The sequence below is a fragment of the Prochlorococcus marinus str. MIT 9313 genome (assembly GCF_000011485.1).
Lineage (GTDB): Bacteria > Cyanobacteriota > Cyanobacteriia > PCC-6307 > Cyanobiaceae > Prochlorococcus > Prochlorococcus marinus_D.
Genome location: NC_005071.1, coordinates 1,466,343 through 1,484,597, shown reverse-complemented (window position 1 = coordinate 1,484,597; position 18,255 = coordinate 1,466,343). Strand labels below are relative to the sequence as shown.

17 protein-coding genes, 2 tRNA genes and 1 pseudogene are annotated in these 18,255 nt (G+C 48.3%); 13 read left to right on the top strand and 7 right to left on the bottom strand.

Features of this window, described 5'->3' with window-relative positions; all coding sequences use genetic code 11:
• Window positions 1–9 precede the first annotated feature (9 nt).
• Window positions 10–80, top strand: a tRNA-Gly gene (locus AKG35_RS07450).
• 16 nt (window positions 81–96) lie between these two features.
• Here the strand turns inward: AKG35_RS07450 and AKG35_RS07445 are convergent.
• Window positions 97–2,166, bottom strand: a complete 2,070-nt coding sequence (locus AKG35_RS07445) for a glycogen debranching protein (protein WP_052646234.1) — start codon at window positions 2,164–2,166, stop codon at window positions 97–99.
• A gap of 77 nt (window positions 2,167–2,243) precedes the next feature.
• On the opposite strand from AKG35_RS07445, the gene AKG35_RS07440 reads away from it, so the two are divergent.
• From AKG35_RS07440 to AKG35_RS07420, 6 genes are all read left to right on the top strand, one after another.
• On the top strand, window positions 2,244–2,900 hold the full coding sequence (locus AKG35_RS07440; RefSeq protein WP_011130764.1) for an MBL fold metallo-hydrolase: 657 nt from the start codon (window positions 2,244–2,246) through the stop codon (window positions 2,898–2,900).
• Between the two features lie 159 nt (window positions 2,901–3,059).
• A complete protein-coding gene (locus AKG35_RS07435; protein ID WP_011130763.1) occupies window positions 3,060–3,335 on the top strand; it encodes an HU family DNA-binding protein in 276 nt (91 codons plus the stop codon).
• 88 nt (window positions 3,336–3,423) lie between these two features.
• The gene (gene gluQRS, locus AKG35_RS07430) at window positions 3,424–4,344 is read left to right on the top strand and encodes a tRNA glutamyl-Q(34) synthetase GluQRS (protein WP_011130762.1); all 921 of its coding nucleotides are present in this window, start codon (window positions 3,424–3,426) and stop codon (window positions 4,342–4,344) included.
• A gap of 90 nt (window positions 4,345–4,434) precedes the next feature.
• Window positions 4,435–4,632: a hypothetical protein gene (locus AKG35_RS07425; RefSeq protein ID WP_041384537.1), complete on the top strand. Its 198-nt coding sequence runs from the start codon at window positions 4,435–4,437 to the stop codon at window positions 4,630–4,632.
• 260 nt (window positions 4,633–4,892) lie between these two features.
• Window positions 4,893–5,039 carry a hypothetical protein gene (locus AKG35_RS12965; protein ID WP_157859856.1) on the top strand — a complete coding sequence of 49 codons (147 nt, stop codon included), beginning with the start codon at window positions 4,893–4,895 and terminating at the stop codon, window positions 5,037–5,039.
• Between the two features lie 61 nt (window positions 5,040–5,100).
• Window positions 5,101–5,613: a hypothetical protein gene (locus tag AKG35_RS07420; RefSeq protein WP_011130761.1), complete on the top strand. Its 513-nt coding sequence runs from the start codon at window positions 5,101–5,103 to the stop codon at window positions 5,611–5,613.
• Between the two features lie 184 nt (window positions 5,614–5,797).
• On the opposite strand, the gene AKG35_RS07415 is transcribed toward AKG35_RS07420, so the two are convergent.
• The gene (locus tag AKG35_RS07415; protein ID WP_011130760.1) at window positions 5,798–7,501 is read right to left on the bottom strand and encodes a protein adenylyltransferase SelO; all 1,704 of its coding nucleotides are present in this window, start codon (window positions 7,499–7,501) and stop codon (window positions 5,798–5,800) included.
• An 897-nt stretch (window positions 7,502–8,398) separates the two neighbouring features.
• Here AKG35_RS07415 and AKG35_RS07405 point away from each other — a divergent pair.
• Window positions 8,399–8,659, top strand: coding sequence for a hypothetical protein (locus AKG35_RS07405; protein WP_011130759.1), 261 nt, complete (start codon window positions 8,399–8,401; stop codon window positions 8,657–8,659).
• Window positions 8,660–8,866 carry a hypothetical protein gene (locus AKG35_RS07400; RefSeq protein ID WP_041384534.1) on the top strand — a complete coding sequence of 69 codons (207 nt, stop codon included), beginning with the start codon at window positions 8,660–8,662 and terminating at the stop codon, window positions 8,864–8,866.
• 940 nt (window positions 8,867–9,806) lie between these two features.
• On the opposite strand, the pseudogene AKG35_RS12960 reads toward AKG35_RS07400, so the two are convergent.
• Window positions 9,807–10,772, bottom strand: a pseudogene (locus tag AKG35_RS12960) (carbamoyl-phosphate synthase).
• Window positions 10,773–10,847: 75 nt separating this feature from the next.
• Here AKG35_RS12960 and AKG35_RS13650 point away from each other — a divergent pair.
• Both AKG35_RS13650 and AKG35_RS07390 read left to right on the top strand, forming a co-directional pair.
• Window positions 10,848–10,982: a hypothetical protein gene (locus AKG35_RS13650; protein ID WP_268869570.1), complete on the top strand. Its 135-nt coding sequence runs from the start codon at window positions 10,848–10,850 to the stop codon at window positions 10,980–10,982.
• A gap of 49 nt (window positions 10,983–11,031) precedes the next feature.
• Complete coding sequence (locus AKG35_RS07390; protein ID WP_011130756.1) at window positions 11,032–11,379, top strand: hypothetical protein; 348 nt, start codon at window positions 11,032–11,034, stop codon at window positions 11,377–11,379.
• Between the two features lie 1,821 nt (window positions 11,380–13,200).
• Here the strand turns inward: AKG35_RS07390 and AKG35_RS07380 are convergent.
• Window positions 13,201–13,953: an MBL fold metallo-hydrolase gene (locus tag AKG35_RS07380; RefSeq protein ID WP_011130754.1), complete on the bottom strand. Its 753-nt coding sequence runs from the start codon at window positions 13,951–13,953 to the stop codon at window positions 13,201–13,203.
• A 777-nt stretch (window positions 13,954–14,730) separates the two neighbouring features.
• Between AKG35_RS07380 and AKG35_RS07375 the strand changes: the two genes are divergently transcribed.
• Complete coding sequence (locus tag AKG35_RS07375; RefSeq protein WP_011130752.1) at window positions 14,731–15,063, top strand: hypothetical protein; 333 nt, start codon at window positions 14,731–14,733, stop codon at window positions 15,061–15,063.
• Window positions 15,064–15,471: 408 nt separating this feature from the next.
• On the opposite strand, the gene AKG35_RS07370 is transcribed toward AKG35_RS07375, so the two are convergent.
• On the bottom strand, window positions 15,472–15,657 hold the full coding sequence (locus tag AKG35_RS07370) for a hypothetical protein (RefSeq protein ID WP_041384530.1): 186 nt from the start codon (window positions 15,655–15,657) through the stop codon (window positions 15,472–15,474).
• 31 nt (window positions 15,658–15,688) lie between these two features.
• A complete protein-coding gene (locus AKG35_RS07365; protein WP_041384528.1) occupies window positions 15,689–15,871 on the bottom strand; it encodes a hypothetical protein in 183 nt (60 codons plus the stop codon).
• Window positions 15,872–16,926: 1,055 nt separating this feature from the next.
• Between AKG35_RS07365 and AKG35_RS07355 the strand changes: the two genes are divergently transcribed.
• Window positions 16,927–17,928 carry a phytanoyl-CoA dioxygenase family protein gene (locus AKG35_RS07355; protein WP_157859855.1) on the top strand — a complete coding sequence of 334 codons (1,002 nt, stop codon included), beginning with the start codon at window positions 16,927–16,929 and terminating at the stop codon, window positions 17,926–17,928.
• Between the two features lie 243 nt (window positions 17,929–18,171).
• On the opposite strand, the gene AKG35_RS07350 is transcribed toward AKG35_RS07355, so the two are convergent.
• Window positions 18,172–18,245: transfer RNA gene (locus AKG35_RS07350), tRNA-Arg, on the bottom strand.
• Between the last annotated feature and the right edge of the window lie 10 nt (window positions 18,246–18,255).

Below are 18,255 nucleotides of genomic sequence, written 5' to 3'. Positions count from 1 at the left end.
TGTACTAGTGCGGGCGTTGTGTAGTGGTAAGACCTCAGCCTTCCAAGCTGATGACGCGGGTTCGATTCCCGCCGCCCGCTTTTTTGATTTTGCCTTTTAGAGCTTGAGTTTTGAGGCGTATTCCTCTGCCAGCAAGATCAACATGCTGTGGTTCTGCAGATCAATGTCCTCTGAAGTCCATGCATTAGGCCTTGCGGGTAGGTCATCAGGGCTAGGACGTGCTGTGTCCAGGATGCGGTGCCACGCAGAAGTCGGTTCAGGCAGATCAAAGTGCATGGCTTTGCTGTAGGCGTTGAAGCCCATCCACATCACCGCACCGCTGGAGCCTCGATTCAGGCTGTAGCAGATGGTATGGGACCAGCTGCCCCAATCGGGCTTGTCGATCTCAACACCATGCCATTGCATCCAGAGATCGTCTGGACTCTGCTGCAGACGTACGGGCATCTCCTCAGGGGGGTGATTGACGGGAGAGAAGAGTTCCGAAAGTTGGTGGCGAATCATGAGCAGCCTGCTGACGAAGAGGTGCAAATCCATATCGCATTGTTCAGGGTTCCAGAGCATCCAGCCGAGCGGGTTGTCCTGACACCAGCTGTTGTTGTTCCCCCCCTGGCTGCGGCCCACTTCATCTCCCATCAAAAGCATTGGCACTCCTCTTGAAAGCAACAGGGTGGCGATCAGATTGCGCATCTGGCGATGGCGGAGGGCCTGCACGGCATGGTCACTGCAGGGGCCTTCAATGCCGTTGTTCCAGCTGTTGTTGTGATTTTCACCGTCGCGGTTGCACTCTCCATTGGCGAGATTGTGTTTGCGGTTGAAACTCACCAGGTCATTGAGTGTGAAGCCATCGTGTGCAGTGATGAAGTTCAGGGAACGTCCCAGCGGAGCTGGCTCACCTTTGTAGAGATCAGCACTTCCGCTTAGGCGTTGTCCCATCCTCCAGGCGCTGTCTTCGTCTCCTTTCCAGAAGGCACGTAGGTCATCTCGGTAATGGCCATTCCATGTTCCGATTCGGTGTGCTGGGAAATCGCTGAGTCGATAGAGGCCACCGCAATCCCATGGTTCGCTAAACAGTTTTAAATCGCTGAGCTCTGGATCAGCTTCAATCTCTTCAAATAGGGGAGGTTGTTCGAGCGGCTTTAGGCCTTCGCCTCGGCTCAGGGCGATCCCTAGATCGAAGCGGAAGCCATCGACTCCTAGTTCGATGGCCCAGCAACGCATCGACTCGAGAATCAGCTGCCTCACGATTGGACGATTGGCGGCGATGCTGTTGCCGCAACCACTTACATCCAGGTATTCGCCACTGTCGTTTTGGTGGTAATAGAGAGCATCGCTGAAGCCTCGCCAGCTGAGTGTGGGGCCATCAATGCTGCCTTCTGTGGTGTGGTTGTAGACCACGTCAAGGATGACTTCAATACCCTCGTCATGACAGGCCGCAACCAGCTCGCGGACTTGTTGGCGAGCCTGCAGTGGATCGTCACCATGCACATATTTGGGATGGGGAGTGAACCAGTTCAGAGGGCTGTAGCCCCAGTAGTTGTCCCGCCCCGTTGGCGCATCAGAGGGATCGAAAGCAAAAATAGGTAGCAGCTCTATGGCCGTGATACCCAGTTTTCGCAGATAGGGAAGTTTGTCAATGAGTCCCAGGAAGGTGCCTTGGCGCTGAGGTGTTACCTCTGACTTCGGGCCACTGCTGAACCCCCCTACATGCAGTTCGTAGATCACGCTCCGGTCCCATGGGGTCCTGGGGCGTGGATGGGATGCGAAGTCAAAATGTTCTCGTTCGCACACCACTCCCTTTAGGCAGGCTTGGATATTGGGCGACGATCCCTTGGCCTGTTCTCTTTGATAGATGTCCCAGCCACTGATGGCTCTTGTGCAGGGATCAAGCAGCACCTTGGAGGGGTGAAAGCTATCGCTGCCAGGGTTGTGGGGGCCGAAGATCCGATAGCCATAACAGCAGCCAGTTTGCAATCCTTCCACCTCAACATGCCAGTAGTCGCCGGATCGATGGCAAGGCTGGAGCTTGAGGATGTGTTCTGGCTGCGTGGCATTTGCATCGGCAAACAGCAGCAGCTCCACGCGCTTTGCAGTTGGGGCGGCCACAGAGAAATTGACGCCTCGTGTTGTGATCGTGCTGCCCAGGGGCCAAGGCGTGCCGAGATGCATCTTGCTTACAGCTGTGTCTGCGGCGAGGCAGAAAGCATTGGGCACAAGCGAAGAAGTTCAGCCCGTTTCACAATGTCATGACGTTGTCCCAAGCATTGGAGTCGGGCAATCCTCCAGAGCAGCTGAGCGGGCCCCTCTGGGTTTTCCCACCCAATCGAGACTGTGACGGGGGGACAGCATGGTGGCTGGGATGTGACCCCGAACCTGTCTTAATCGACTGCCCGCCTTTAACGACAACCACTCTTGAGGCTCTAAAACAGCTCGCCGCGGGGCGCACGGCCCGGATCTTGCTGACCAGTCGAGAGGGGCATGGCAGGGTGCGTGCGTTTCAGGATGCACTCGGATGGCCTGTATTAGTGCAGGAGCAGGAGGCTTATCTCCTGCCTGGGCTGACTTCGCTGGACAGCTTTGTTGATCAACACACCACCGCTGCGGGGCTGCGGCTGCTTTGGACGCCTGGGCCAACACCAGGGAGCTGCGTGGTTTTTGCTCCTGATCCTTGGAACGTACTTTTCTGTGGCCGTTTATTGATTCCTGTCGCGTTTGTTCAATTGGCTCCATTGCCACATCGGCGGACTTTTCATTGGCCTCGCCAGCTCAGAAGCTTGCAAAAATTGCGCCAATGGATTCCTTCAGATTCAAGGCCTGCATTGGCTTCTGGTGCTCCCCTTGGGGCCCTCCGAGGAGAGAAATTGGCCCCATGGGATGCCTGGGAATTGCAGGTAAATCAGTGAATCAAATTGTTCAGTTTTCGTATAAAGCGTTGCGCCACGGTCCCTTTCGGTTGCCGGCAGCGGCTTGAGTCCATACGATTAGCGCGAATCGGGATAGCAGGGACGGATTTCGTCTTCTGCTCTGTCACTGAACAGTTTCCGTACCATCACCCCTTTCCTATGAACAAAGCTGACCTGGTCAACCTCGTCGCAGCCCGCACTGAGCTAACGAAAACAGATGTCTCCTTGGTGGTGGATGCTGCCATCGATACCATCATCGATTCTGTAGTGGAGGGGAAGAAGGTCTCCATCCTTGGCTTCGGATCCTTCGAGCCTCGTGATCGTTCCGCTCGTCAGGGTCTGAACCCCAAGACAGGGCAGAAGATCAAGATTCCTGCCAAGCGTGTTCCTGCCTTTACTGCAGGAAAGATGTTCAAAGATCGCGTTCAGGGCTGATTTTTTAGCCTTTGTTTGCAGACGGGCGGTCGTCACGGCCGCCTTTTATTTGTGGGCCTACTGAGCCAGGGCTCCTTCCATTGATTCAATGGCCAAGTCCTCTGCACTGCCTGATCATCTGTATGAGCAGATGGAAGTGGGGCAGCGCCTTAGGAATCAGGGCTATCGGGGCCGGTTTGCCCCGTCTCCGACCGGACCATTACACCTGGGCAATCTGTGCACTGCTCTGGTGTCTTGGTTGCAAGCGCGCTTGGCTAATGGGGCTTGGCTGTTGCGGGTGGATGACCTGGATCAGCCTCGCAATCGTGTGGGAGCGGTTGAGAGCCTCCAGCAGGATTTGCACTGGCTAGGCCTTGAGTGGGATGGCCCCGTGGTGTTTCAGAGCCGCCGCCGTGGGATTTACAACTCTTTCCTCTCGGCTCTGCGGCGTCAGGGGAAGTTGTATGCCTGTCGATGTAGCCGGCGAATGTTGGCTGACATCTCAGCACCAGCTGGGCGGCACTTGGTTTACCCAGGCACGTGTCGAGATCTGGAGCTGTTTTGGGGGTGGCATGAGGGCAGGCTGCCCAGTTGGCGTTTAAGGGTGAGCAAAGAGTTCTCCCATACCAGTGGGGATGTGATTTTGCGGCGCGCTGATGGTTTTATCGCTTATCACTTGGCGACGGTTGTTGATGAACTGACTCTCGGGATTAGCGAGGTGGTACGCGGTGAAGACTTGCTTGACGCCATGAATGCACAGCTCGCTTTGATCAATGCGATTTCAGAGCGGCCTGTGATCTATCGCCACGTGCCGTTGTTGTGTGATGACCAAGGCCGCAAGTTGGCCAAGCGCGAGGGACATGCTGGTTTGGACAGCCTGCGTTCCGAGGGACTGGGGCCTTCTCATGTGGTGGGCTGGCTGGCTGCTAGCCAGAGCCTTGTTCCTTTTGGTGCTGAACTCACGGCAGGGGAGTTATTGAGTGAGTTGAAGAAGAAGGAGGGGGTTTTGAAAAGCGTGCTGAAACCTTAAAGGAGCAACGGCTCTAATTCTTAACGAAGCCTTCGGGATCACAAGCGCAAAAATGTATGAAAATAAAAAGCCACATAATGCACACAATCAATGTCGATCTGCCCTAACTGCGGAGGTAGTGGCATTCAACGCATCAGTCACCTGAGGTTTCGTACCTGCTTGGACTGTCTTGGCCAGGGGAGCGTCATAGAAGAGCTGAACACTGGTTGCGCGCTGCAGTCTCCAGGTGGAGATCTTCAAGCAGAGCAGACGATCAAGACTCCTATTGCTGCTCCAGTGGCGAGCTGATCGAGATTCCTTAAGCTTTTGCAAGCGATTAAGACTATGCAGCTCCCTTAAGAAAGGGGAAGTTTGATCAATACATCAATGTTGTGCATTAAGACAAGTATGAGTTGAGAGCTTCAGTCAATGGATCTCTAATTCCTTGATGTTATTGACAACGCTCACTGGAGCGATCAAGTGCTTTAAACGCTTTCGCCAGTGGTATTTCTATGCACGGCAAGGATGTTTCTAATTGCCACCAGGTTGGCCGGATTTTCAAAACGCTTGTGAGTAACTGCAAGAAAGAACTAGAAGCAAGAAGAAGAGTGCCTCGCCAGACGAGTCGTGATGGCATTGGGCTTTCGATCTTCGCTCAATCAGAGGGCGGTGGCTTGTGTGATGTGGTTACGGGGCAATCATCTGGCATCAGTTGATGAGAAGGCATTGACCATCGAATTGGGGCTGCCAACGTGAAGTGACATTCAGTTGGCATCAATGAGCCCCACCTCTCGCACAAATTGCGTTTCCATTATGTCTGTGGTGGTTTTAAGCCTGGGATGGCAGGGAGCTCAGGCACAAGGCATGCTGCCCGGATGCAGACTTGAGAATGGCAGCCTTCAGTGCGTTCCTGGGTTAACTGCTTCCCCTCAGGAACAGATACATGTTTTAGAAGGCCGCATTTCAGAGGATCAAAAGTCTGAAGAGCAGGTCGAACAAAACATCGAGGGTTTAAGTCGTTTTGTTTTGGAAGGAGATGCTCTTGAAGGAGAACTGCTGAAGGCGGACCTGATACTGGATGGTGACGCCATTGAATCGGTTCACATTCACTGGTATCGCCGCAAAGGTAACGGACATTGGCAGCTTGTAGCGAACGCTTCTGAAACCACCTATGAGCTTGGAAGCGACGATCTAGGACTTTCTCTGATGGCCGTCCTGACTGTTTCTACAAGTGATGGGAATGTGAATCGAACTAATAGCAATGTTATTGGCCCCATTACTGCTAGATGATTCACCTGATCAGTAGATTTCATTTACTGCTTGGGCGGCTACCTATCAATGACTTGAATAGACTTTCAATTCTGGGCCGAGATCCATCAGCGCACTGATAATGAAGTCACTGCCTTTTGTGAGTTAATGAATAAAGCTTTTTGGCTAATATTTATTATTCCAATGGTTCAGTTTGTATTTGGCCTCAAGATGAACAGCTATAGTGCGATATGCCACCAGCATTAAAGAATACCTTAGGCTTTAGGCGATAATATTTATCTTCTATTTCTTTTGATTGCTCATCATAAGGATGGCTTAGCACTTCTTGCAGCTCTTTCACTAAGGAATAGTTGCCCTCTTCGGCTTGCTGATAAGCAGGGGCAATTAACCACTCTCGCCAAGTATATTTTGGATTAGTCAGTTTCATGGTTTTTGATGTCTCCGTTGAACTTCCTTTGTTAAGCACGAGGTCGCGCCAGCTTTGCAGCCAAGATTTCCATTGCTCATCGATTTGTTGTGAAGTTTGGATGTAGAAGCTCTTTTTTAATGCTGATAAATTATTTGGTATATGAGATAGCTCGCGAAAGAAGATCGTGTAATCCACTTTTGAATTGATAATTAATTGCAATAATTCCTCAAATAGATTGGAGTTGTATTCTTTCAAGCCAAGCTTGGCTGCCCACATTTTTTGGATTTGTTTATCCATGGCTTGTTCAAAGCCATCACGAACTTGGTCAAACTCTTTTAGGGCTTTAGCATCTTCTTCGAGTAGCGGCCTTAAAGCTTTCCAAAACATATGATAATTTGCTTCCGCCGCGATTGGTTGATTGAAGTATGAAAAGTGTTTGCCGCCGCCAGTCCAAGGCTGAAATTTAGGATCAAAGATTTCACAAAATCCAAATGGTCCATAGTCGAGGGTGAAGCCACCCGCGGCGCAATTGTCACTGTTGAAATTGCCTTGGCAGTAGCCAATGCGGAGCCAATTTGCTACCAATAAAGTAAGGCGATCACGAAATAGCCGCGCCAACTTCACCAATTGAACTGTAAAAGAAAGGGTTTGATTAATGTCACTTTTGTACTCTCGTTCAATTAAATGCGACACAATCATGCGCAACTCTTCTAATGCTCTTGGATGAGTATTGCTGCGAGCGCGACGCGCAAATAATTCTAGTTGACCAACTCGCAAAAAGGATGGTGCGACGCGAGTTGAAATTGCTACAGGATTCTCCACCAAAATATCAGGGTCGGTGGATTGAGAGTGTTGAGAATACCAAGGGCGGGTGATTGTCTCAGATTTAGAAACATAGAGTGTTAACGAACGCGATGTTGGAACACCTAAAGCCTGCATATATTCTTGCGCTAGAAATTCACGCACACTTGAACGTAGTACTGCGCGTCCGTCGGCACCACGGCAGTAAGGCGTTGGACCACCACCTTTTAATTGCATTTCCCAGCGTTTGCCATTAATGATTCCTTCAAATACAGATATCGCTCGGCCATCGCCATATCCATTACCAGTGCCAAATGGACATTGTTGGGTGTATTCTCTGCCATAAATAGATAGTGCATAACCAGTTGCCCAGCCAACCTGTCGCATAGGCTCACGCGTAGCAGAGAGATCCCCTGAAAATAACTTGCAAAAATTTTCATTAAATGCCAGCTCGTTGTTCAAGCCAAGTTCATTAAAAAATGTGCTGCTATGAGTTACATATTCTGGGTTTTTAAGCGGCGTGGGTGTTACAGGTACGAAATGACCCGAAAAAACTTGTCGGGCAAGGTGATCATCACCATCTACCGTGGAATCAGGGTCAGTATTTAAGCTATCCATCAGAGAATAATCCGCCAGCTTTGCAAACTCATCGACTGTCGTTACGCAGGGAGCAGCAGATGATTCAGATGGATGCGACATTCTTGTTAAAAGTGACTTAGGAGGTCCGGCAACAGTCCTCTATGTGTTTTGAACACCAGCGTATAAGCAAAACGTTGAGTCTAAGGAACTTCTATAGTGTGTTTTCTTGAAATTCGTTTTGCTGCAGTGGGCTGCTAAGCCTGATCTAGGCATCAACCCACTTTAGTATTCAGCGATTACTCTTCTAATGGCTTTAAGCCCTTTGTTTTTTTGGTGGGTAGAGGTGTGCTGTCTTCACATACAGGATGCGGGAACACGTTGCACCAAATAACACTATTGAGCCTGCAAGAAGAACGTTCCAAAAGAAAGGAGGGATATCAAAAAGAATGTAGTGGAGAATCATCCAGCTCACTCATGCTTAAACAGCACTTCTAGATATAGCAATGCAATTGCCTTCTGTCTGCTGAATCCAGCCCTTACCCGCTCGATTCGTTATCGGGGGTACTGGCTTGGTGTGGGATGCCTGAAGGAGACGCCTTTCGATTTGAATGCCACCTATACAGAGAGAAGACCTGTCTCCCATCACTACTGAGGTCTACACCCTATGGGTAAACAAGAGAGAAGAGCACGCTTCAAAGCAATGACGAGTTCTGAGAGGAAAGCTCTGATCAGGAAAAAAATGAAAGCGGCAGGGCTAGTAGAAGGCAGTGGGGTACCTGGGACAACCTTGTCTTCATACGATCAAGAGCAAGTAAGGGAACTGATCCGAATTACCAGCTGTTTCCCTGAGATGCGTACCGATTAGGGGGGTGCACTCCACCGTTAATAAAGGGGCAGCCGGTTTGGTCACGACCTTTAACAGGATTCTGGTTTTTTTGTCTGACCAAATTGACACTGTGCCCCCTTTCCGTCTGCGTTGAATCGTCACTAGGCTGCGCCTGACGCAATCACCAAGACATGGTTCGCTCGTTGACAACCGCTGCAGCGGCAGCAGTTCTGATGTGCACCCCTGCGATGGCATGCAGCAATCATTCAGAGCAATTGGTTTCACAGTCTCAAGAGAGTGAGGTGTACTTCCGGCGCAAGAGCAACCAGCCGCTGGTGAATGAACAGACCAGCATTGATGCAGAGAACTGCACTGCCAACGCAGATGGAGGCTTCACCTGTGATACCAAGGTGGTTAACCCCGTCAGCCCAGATAACAAATACAGGAACTAAGTGGACAAAAAGCCCTTTTGGGAACCAAGGATGATCTGGCGAGCAGTTGTGATCGATGTCGTGCTGTGCGTGCTCATGCTCACCCTCTCGGTCATGTCTGATGAACAGTTCTGGCGTGTGTTCTATGCATCCGGTTCCCTGCTAGCGATCATTGATGCGATATGGGCATCGCGTGTACTTGATGCTGTAGAGGAAGAGCAAGACTAAACACACAGCTGACGTCACTTCCTCTTCTAAGGCTCATTGCTAGGCACGTCAAAACCATGAAAAAGGCGCCCTCATCGAGCAGCGTCCATACCGACAAACTTGTGTGAGGAGTGTCGTGTCTCGATGCTACTCCTCTATTGGGCTCTTAATTAACGAAAAGTGAGTGTATGAAGAGTGTTCGTTTTTCTGTCATCATATTTTGATTAAAAAATCTTCTATAGTTCAATCTAAGGCTGATGAGTTTAAGAGTGGACGGAATTGAATAAAGTTGATGCGTCAGGCTGAAAACAGATAGAATCATTTAATGTTGCTCAGTCTTCTTAAATCTTTCGTCAATATTGGATTGATGTTCCAAGCGCTATGAGCGTTTCTGCCAGCGCTTTCATCATCACAGCAAAGCTGCTCCCAAGTGCCATTGGGGTAGTCGCATGCTTAAACGGCTAGTCAGTCATTCAAGAACTAGAAGTAAGAAAAAGAGGATTTCACCAGGCCAACAACGATTGCCTTGGGATTGGGATGTTCGCTTCAATCAAATCCCTGAGGATTGGCATCAGGTTGCGGTTAGATTTAGAAAAACAAATGGAATTAGAGATGGTGATCAAAGCCTCAATCTGTGGTGATTAAGGTAGGGATATAAGTAGTTTTAGGGCAAAAGAAGTTGAAGGTAAATTTGTGATGAATACGAAAAACTATTGCTGCTTTTTGCCTGCTAAAGAAGACATCACGGCAACCTTATCCATGTCAATGGTGGCAGGTATCGATGGTTGTTTAAAGCCAATAGTGAGGTGGTTGAAGAAATAAAAAACCCCCGCGATTGCAGGGGCTTTTGGCAGGTATCCTCCATCAAGCGAGGGTCAAGCTTTCCCTCTCGTCTGTCTGATTACTTAGTCGGCACCGTAAGCTAGGTAACATCCCCATGGTTCCATTCCCTCCCCCTCCACTATTCCATTATGGCAGGACAGTACCATGGAAATGTACAGTCGTGCACCCTCACATCCCGATTGGCTGGTGTTGCAGATAACGCTTGAATTGCAGGCATTGCTGCGGGTTCTTTCTTGCTTGGTGCTCCATAGCCATTGCTTCCAAAGCGATATTTAATATCTGCTGTAAAGCGTGTATCAAAGGCTTCGTCGTAAGAAAGATTGGCGCCAATCGTTAAACCATTGCTGATGTCGTAAGCCAACCTTCCTTTAACACCAGAGCCATCAGCCTCACCGAGATCTCCTTGCTGATAGTAATAACCAACAGAAGCATTGAGATCTGGTGTGATGCTGTAGCCAACATCTAATCCTTAGGTATCAAGAGCACCAACCTCGTAATGGCTGTTCAGCCTGTGTTCGACATCACCAATGGGAACCAGTGCATAAGCGTTGAAGTTCCATGTATCAGAGACTGCTTCTAAACCTGCAGCAACTTGAGAGAAGAAGACATCACGCTTATCAAAGACATTGACGCTGGTATCAGCATCACCTGTATTCATCGGCCGGCTGTCATAGCCAGCATTGATGCCATAGATCCAGCTGCGATCACCATTGAGCCAGCGGTAACCAAGCCTTGTTGATGTGCTGATCGTGGTACCAGCGACATCGGTATTAACAATGCTGCTTTCTCCATCACGGTCAGCGAAATTGGCATTGGCTAAGGCATCGATAAACCAAACGCTGTTCTCACCAAAAGCAATCGGAAGAAAGGCACCAATACCGGCTTGATTGGGTGTTCCAGCTCCTTGCAGTGCTCCTTGGAACCCCCAGTTGAACTGGACAGCGTCTTTGAGGTTGATCTCCATCACGCCTAGATCTGCTGCATTGCCATCCTCTTGAGCAGCTACTGGTTGGATGGGAGCACTCGCTAATGCAAGAGCAGCAGCACCAGCAAGCGATAGAGGAAGGCGAAAGTAATGCTGCACGGGGATTGAACGCTTAAAAGTTCAGCCAAAATCGCTTTAAAAACTGAGTTGTAGAGCAGAGCTTGAGGCAGTCTTTTGGTTGGCACTGCTGGCCCTCATCTTTACGTTGCAGACAGCGCCTTTGCATCAGGCTGTGCTTTGGTCACATCAACTGAAGAAAAAGGCACTTTCTTGATTAGCGGCATGCAAATTACTTTTGAGAATTTGTGATTGACCCATGCATTTGCGTTGAAATAAGCACCGTTCTTGCGAAGGAATCATGTCGCTTCTAGGGCAGGAGTCGCAGAGATGGTGCCTGTTGCTGCAGCTCCTGCTCTGTGGCTTTCTTCCACTACTAGGGATGATTCCTGTAAGAGCGACTCAGCTTCAAGGCCTCACGCCGCTAGCACTCGCATGCTTTCAATCTGGTCAGCTCAACGCATGCCAAGCCGCTTTACTTCGGGCGGAAGCCCTGCAGAGACGTGCAGGAGCTCAGAGCAACTATTCCTGTCAGACCTTGCTGCTTGGCTTGCAAGCCGATGTGATCATGAGTCAACTTCGAGCTGGACGTGGTGATGATGCTGTGATCATGCTGGAGGAGGTCAGCAACAGTTGTCGAGGTTTGTGATCTAAGAGAGCAGAAGTAGTGATCTCTTGAATTGCTTTTAATAACTTTATTGTTGCCCAGTTAGCCCTGACCGTCAGCGTAAATATTGTCTTGCCCCTCGTGCGCTTCTTGATAGCCCAGGGCGGATGCAGCACGAGCCTTGCTCACTGATCCTTTCAGCAGGGCTTGTCACCTCTGGCCGCAGAAACATTGAAGTTCCTATTCTTGGAGCTATAGCTGAGAAGACTTTGTTCTTTATTTCCTTGCAGATAGGAGGCAGTTCATACACAGCTTTTGGAGTAATCACATCTTTTACTGCTGCTTGACTAATGACTAAGTTTTGGGATTTTAATTGACCTATATCAAGATAAGACAATGCAATGGTTCACAGCATCTAATCTAGTTTGCTAGTGGCTCTAAAGAACCTTGAGCAATTGTCTGTTGACTTTCAGCATTGAGCCTCTTGTCCGCGATTAGCTCTATGAAAAACTATAACTTTGTTGATTAATAACTTACAGTATGCCTGCAAACTCCAAGCTATTTGCATGCGGGGGTGCTGATAATCATTAGCCCTCTTAATGTTCTGGCCTTTCAAGTCTGGTGAGCTGATGCTATAATGCTTTTTAAGGGTTAAAACTCTTTTCCTGCCTCCTTCCATCGTCGACACTTGTTAATGATGGAAGCTGTGATCTATTTGTTGATCCATGATCAGAGATCTGCTCCTTGCGTTGCCTGTTGAGCAAGACATTTTGATTCAAATTGTGTTAGCGTTTATCGGCCTCTTTGTTTGGCTGTGGGCCGTTGGCAGGGGAGGGAGTTGGGCTTTTGGGGCATTTGTGGTAGCGCTTTGGTTCTTGACAGCGATTGGGCTGATTAGCTGGAATTTTTCGGAATAGCAAGCAGCTCAATCCCTCTTATGGATACCAGCCTTGTGGAGAAAACACTGGCCTTTCAATCCGCTTGAACAAGCCACAGGCGATGCACTTGTAGACAAGTTCAGAGGTTATTTTCGTTCAATCCTTGTGACCTTTCGCTGCTTGCTAATCGCGCCAACCATGCTTTGCCTGGCTTGAGTCGAGCTGTTCCCTTTTGGTTTCTTGGCGCTTTGCGGGGCTGGGCTCATCAATGAGGCTTGTACTTCAATTCATGTTTGCAACAGCGAAAGCATGAAAAGGCGCTATTCTTCATACACGCTTTCTTTTGCGATCAATGAATTCTGCACTCTCAAGAAGTTCAGGCCTCAACTGGGCTCAGAAGACATTGGCCACTCTGTTTGCGTCGACTCTCTTCATTTATGGCTTGGATCGCACAGTACCAGGCGTTCACAACTTCTTGATGGGTGCCTTCTCCTGCCACGGTGGCTGAGTCTCTAGTTTGAATAGTCAATTTGTATTCAAAGACCCGGATCAAAAATCCGGGTCTTTTTTTGTGCGGGCAAAAAAATCAAAATGGGCTATCAAAATTGCGTTGATGCTCAAGGAACAGCAGATGATCCTTTTAGAAAATAGCTTGCTATTAACACCATAATCCTGATGTGGATTGTGATCTTCAGAGCAAGGAAATTTGCATGAGATCAATCATGTCTATCCCTTTGACGAGGCACAGTCTCAGCTTCAGCCAGTTTTCGCAGCGTTAAAGCTCAGATCAAAATAAACCCTTCTTTTTCAGGACACGCTCAAGAGATTCCTGCTTTGCTTAGCTGGAGTCGAGACAGCTTTCATAAGCCTCTGGCTGAAAGAACGATTGATTGCCAACATCACCTTCTTTTGTCTTCTTCATGGCCTCAATCTCGTCAGTTTGAGATTCTCTTGAGCTTGCTGACGGGGCTCATGAGCTAGATGGTTAAACCAGAGATTGCTTGGAGGTAAGGGCGTAGCGTTTGCCGGGTTCTGGGTCAATGAATTTGATCTGAGCAGGCAGCATTTCGGCAACGTCTTTTGCTGATCCCTCCATCTGCATAAAGCTGCTCAGCAGCCCCTCGAAGCGAACATTCCCTCCAGCAGTGCTAGCAAGGACGGTGCTTGGCTCAAATCTTTTGAGCAATTCAGGCAGGACTTGACGGCCTTTCACAAAAGCCCCTGCAAGAGGCAGACCAAGATCAACCACCGGGGTGATCACCGCATCAACGGATTGTGATTCGATTTTGCTGTCGAGAAAACCATGAGGTTCAAGGTAGAGCTTGCCGTCAGCATGGCTAATGAAATAACCGTTTTCGATCGAGGGCACCATGGCTCCAGCGGTCGCGCGGATGGTGAGTCCAGCGATGTTGGTGCTCTCTCCAGGATGCAATGGTGTTACTTGTGTAAACCCCAAGCGCCCAACTAGTTTTGCGGCTGAGGGGGAGCCAACGATCTTGAGATCCCTGGGAAGAAGCTGCAGTGTTTCTGGGTGGGCATGATCTGGTAAGCCCTGGCTTAAAAGCAGCAGATCAAGGTTGTCAGGCACAGCCCAGTCGCGGGGCAGCCGGCCATTCAGCAACCAGGGGCCTGGTGGGAAGGAGAGTTGGCCGGTGAGCCAGGGATCCACTAGTACCCTGCAGGCACCAAACTCCAGCAACCAACCGTTGGCACCAAAATAGGTCGCTGCCAGGTTCATGATCTGCTCAGGTTCTGAGATCTGACCCTATCGGGGATCTGGTATCGATTGCTGGATGCACCCGTCTTGCAGGTAGGAATTCTTTTAACTGGCAGCTTCCATCTCCTTTGAAAGAGATCATGCTCTGCATGGCGATCATGTTCAAGTCGCATGCTGTTGAGTCGTGATCTGTCGTTGATAGAGCTAGGCATGCGAGCTCTGCCTTAGAACAATCAAATTTTGGTGCAGGTCTCTTTCTCAATGAACTTCCATCCATTGATAACGCCTGCCTTCACAAGTAAAGTCGACTATCCTAATTTAATCGATTGGCGAGAAATCTGCTTCGTAAGTCGAATACTTGGGCATCTTATTAAGAGCCTTTTTAACGTGACTGGAGAAAGAAATAAGTAATAATAAGCAAGTAGAGATTGGCTTGGGATTGTGATGATTGTTTGATTTACTACTCTTGTCCAATTCATCTATTTTCCCTGGAATCCCGCAGGTCCAGCTTCATTCTCTTGGTCGTTTAGGGATATCTTTTGATCTGCGAAGCTTGTGATATGATGATATAAAATGCATGCTAAATTCGAAGCCAAGCCTTCGCAGGCTTTTGCTTTGAGGTAGAGATGGTGAAAGAAAATCTGGGTAGATCTGTTGCTATCACATCAAACTGGTCAGATTGTCTGATCATTAATTCCGGCAGGAATGGCGCCTGTTGTAATTTTTAGCGGAGCCCAGCTTCATTTTTTCTAAATGTGGTAAGGTTCGGCGTCTTCAAGTAAAGGCTGCTAAACAATTATGCTTCCAGTTCTTGGCAGTTTCGGCTCCCCTGTCATCGTCCTTACCGGGACCCTCGGTTGGCAGTTCTATTTGGTATGTGTCTTCGTGATCGTTGGCCTTATCCTCACTGGTTATATCTTGCCCTCTTCAGGGGTGTATGGCTCTCTGAGAGGTTGGGGCACAGGGACTCCATGGCTGGTGGGCATTGTGCTGCTGGCTAGCGTTGTGACGGTGGTAGAGGTGGCTCGCGGCCTAGTTGGCCCCTCCTTGGCTGTCGGCCTATTTATGCTCATCCTTGGATTGCTCGTCCTAGACCAGTTGGGTCGGCAACTATCTAGGTCTGGTGGTTGATTCCTAGCGAATTTTCCTTTTGGACGCTCGCACGAGCAGTTAGCTCTGATGGATTGGCACTTTTAATTGGTCCTGATTGGATCAACCAATCTCTCAGAATTATCATCATTGGATTTAATTAGCGTTGAGATCACTAAAAAGCCCCGCTTTAAAAGCGGGGCTTTTTTTATTGTTTTTCCCCTATAGCGGTGTTGACTTTTTGTTTTCGTGATCCACCGCTTTTGGCAGTTTCTTGCCTCTTCATCTGAGAGGAAGTTGACTGGCTTAACACCATTGGTGAGTTTGATCACATGGCTGTTTGCTCAGCATGCTTCTAGTGCTTTCACTGTCTTCAGGCTGAAGTCTTTTACACCTGGTGCTTCAATAGCAGGTGTGCTATCAGCACTAGATCAAAACAACCTTTAGGGATCAACCAAGAGCATTCACAGTCTTGGCTGTTCTGGTTAAGCAGGGTGGTATTGAGGTGGTCAAACAAAGCAGTTTTTCTTCTTGCCATCGTCGCTGCTGCGATGGGTCAGCGTGATGGACAAGCACCTTGAGGCCCTTCATGAGCTTGATGCCTTGCCTGATGGCTGAGTTTTGCAGAGAAGTCAATGCTGACCTCAAGCCGAAAGCTGCCGAGTTCTTAGTGTCCGCACCAGAGTGCACAGGTTGCAGTCACGACAGCGATGACCAGCCCGCCCCATTTGATGACCTTCTGGGGAGCATTGAATGTGGTGCCCACCAGGATTGCGGAAAGGTTGATCACCATGAGTTGATCAGCTGAAGGCGAGATGCCGAAAGGCCCTGCAGTGGCGAGCAAGTTCATCATGAGTGTTGACAGTAAAAAGACATTAGAGCAAATATCCTCTTGGATACAGTTCAGTTGTGTTTATTTTCCTGGGTTGAGTTAGCAAGGCTGCTCCCAATTAGATGGCGACCTAGATAGTCAATATTACGTACACATGAAATACTTTCATGGTAGTATTGAAACAATTTAAACCTATTTGCCATAGGAATACAGGTGACGCCTTGGGCAGGGGGAAATACTTCTTAAGCGCCTATTTTTAGCTGGGATATCAAACTCTATTGCCAATGATGGGATATTCGTGTTAACAAGATCTTCAAGATGGATGAAAACTCCTAGCCTTGCCTGTGAGGGCTTCCTTCCCCAATTATTAGGGAGTTGTTGAGCTTCATGATCACCCGATCAAGTTGATTCGTGATAGTAGATAGGCGATTCGCAATGGCGAATATATTTTTACGATGTTCATTGAACTGCTCAAAAATCGAATGATCACCTTCTAGCAGTATTGGTTGAGCAGTCTTCGCGAGCAGAGATTTGTTTTTAGGAGCACCTGATGGTCGATAGGTCTGTATGCCGGCGTGTTTGGCTTTAAGTGCTAACCAATTCATGCGTACAGGAAATCTGCTCAATCAAGTGTGCCAAGTTGTTTAGCTTCTGGATATCAGGGGTTTTCAGAATTATCCCGAGTGATGAGTGTGATTGACCTCGATTAAACAACTGTGGTGGCATTCCAGCAGCGCCCTTTGTTCCCCGTATCAAGATGAAGATAATAAATAGTACAGCAATTGCAATTAACATTTGATCGTCCGATAATTGCAGATTTAACTGCCAATACCTGGCAACTTATGGGATAGGGATTTCCACAAATGAAAGGCCATAGTCTTCGTGAAGCAGAGCATAAAGCTACATCGACCCAATTAACTACGGCCGAGCACATCATTAGGTTCAGCCGCAACCAACAGGAGATGCTTGATTCATAATTGAAGATTATTCGGCAAAATTAAAGATACTCGTCATTGAGGCTTTTCATGCGCTTAATTTGCTACGGTGGGCCAATGTATTATTTGACAGCCAACATGAACCGTTTTTTTAGAGCTTTTCGCCCTCTTGGATTGCAGCGACGTTATAAGCTGAAAAAGCGAAGTGTGCATCGAATCCTCCCCATCGAGAACAAAGAATTCCCTAAAACTCACCATGACAAGGGCTTGCAAGCCAAAGAAAAGTATAATTTCATCAAAAATAATGGCTATATAGTACTTCCAGGAGCAGTAAGTCCAGGTCTTTGCGATAAAATATCTAATTATTATGATTCTGTCCTCGCTAATGGAAGTCTTCAGGTAAAGCCAAAATGCGAATTTTTTGACAAAGAAGGAAAATATTCTTATGGGGAAGAAATTGGAGATAGGGATCCGAGTCAACTAATAGGCCTAAAAATGTTGGATTTATATTCGCACAATATTGATGCACGTGAGGCAATGTTTTCTCCTGATATCCAGGAGGTATTGTCGTTGATATTTGGGGCAAACGCATTGGCTTTTCAGCAACTTGGAATCATTTACGGAACTGAGCAGGATTTGCACCAAGACACAGCGTATGTTCGCGTCTCGGAGCCTTTCCTGATCGCTGCCTCATGGATTGCTCTTGAAGATATTACCCCAGGCTCTGGCGAGCTTGAGCTAATACCTGGATCGCACAATTTGAAGGATAATTTTTTCAATTCTTCAGGCGATGAATGGTGCAAAAAGGTTGAGAGCAATCCTTCTAAAAGTGCCTGGTGGAACTATAAAGATAAAGATATTCACGACAAATTTATTGGCAGGCTTAGAAGCCTCAAAGCCCAGCAAGAGCCTTTCGTATTCAATGCTAAAAAGGGCGATTGCCTTATATGGATTTCGCATTTGGTCCATGGGGGGTCCCCAATATCAAGTAGGACGGGCAGCGGGATTCCAACAAGAAAGTCTCTGGTTACTCATTACTGTCCATTTCCTCAGGCTCACCCAATATACTTTCATCAAATCAATAATTCTGGCCCTATAGAATATAGCGACAATTCTCTCTATTCTTACAAGTACCTGTAATCCGTTTAATTCGGCACGATAGCGAGATTCGCTAATAATCAAATCCCTAACGGGATTGCAGCGATTAATTCAATGATTCCCAGCTGCGGCAGCATCAGTACCGCTGTCTGGTCTGCAACATAAGAGTGGGGCTTGATTCAGCTGCCGACTTTTATTTGGGAGCGCTGGGACTGTTTGTGCCTTGTTTGAGCACAGAAATTAGAAACGGTACTCGGCTGCTGCCAAGAACCGTTGCTATTACTACGCCCCCTGATGGATTCGAACCATCGACCGACTGCTTAGAAGGCAGTTGCTCTATCCAGCTGAGCTAAGGGAGCACTACAGCAT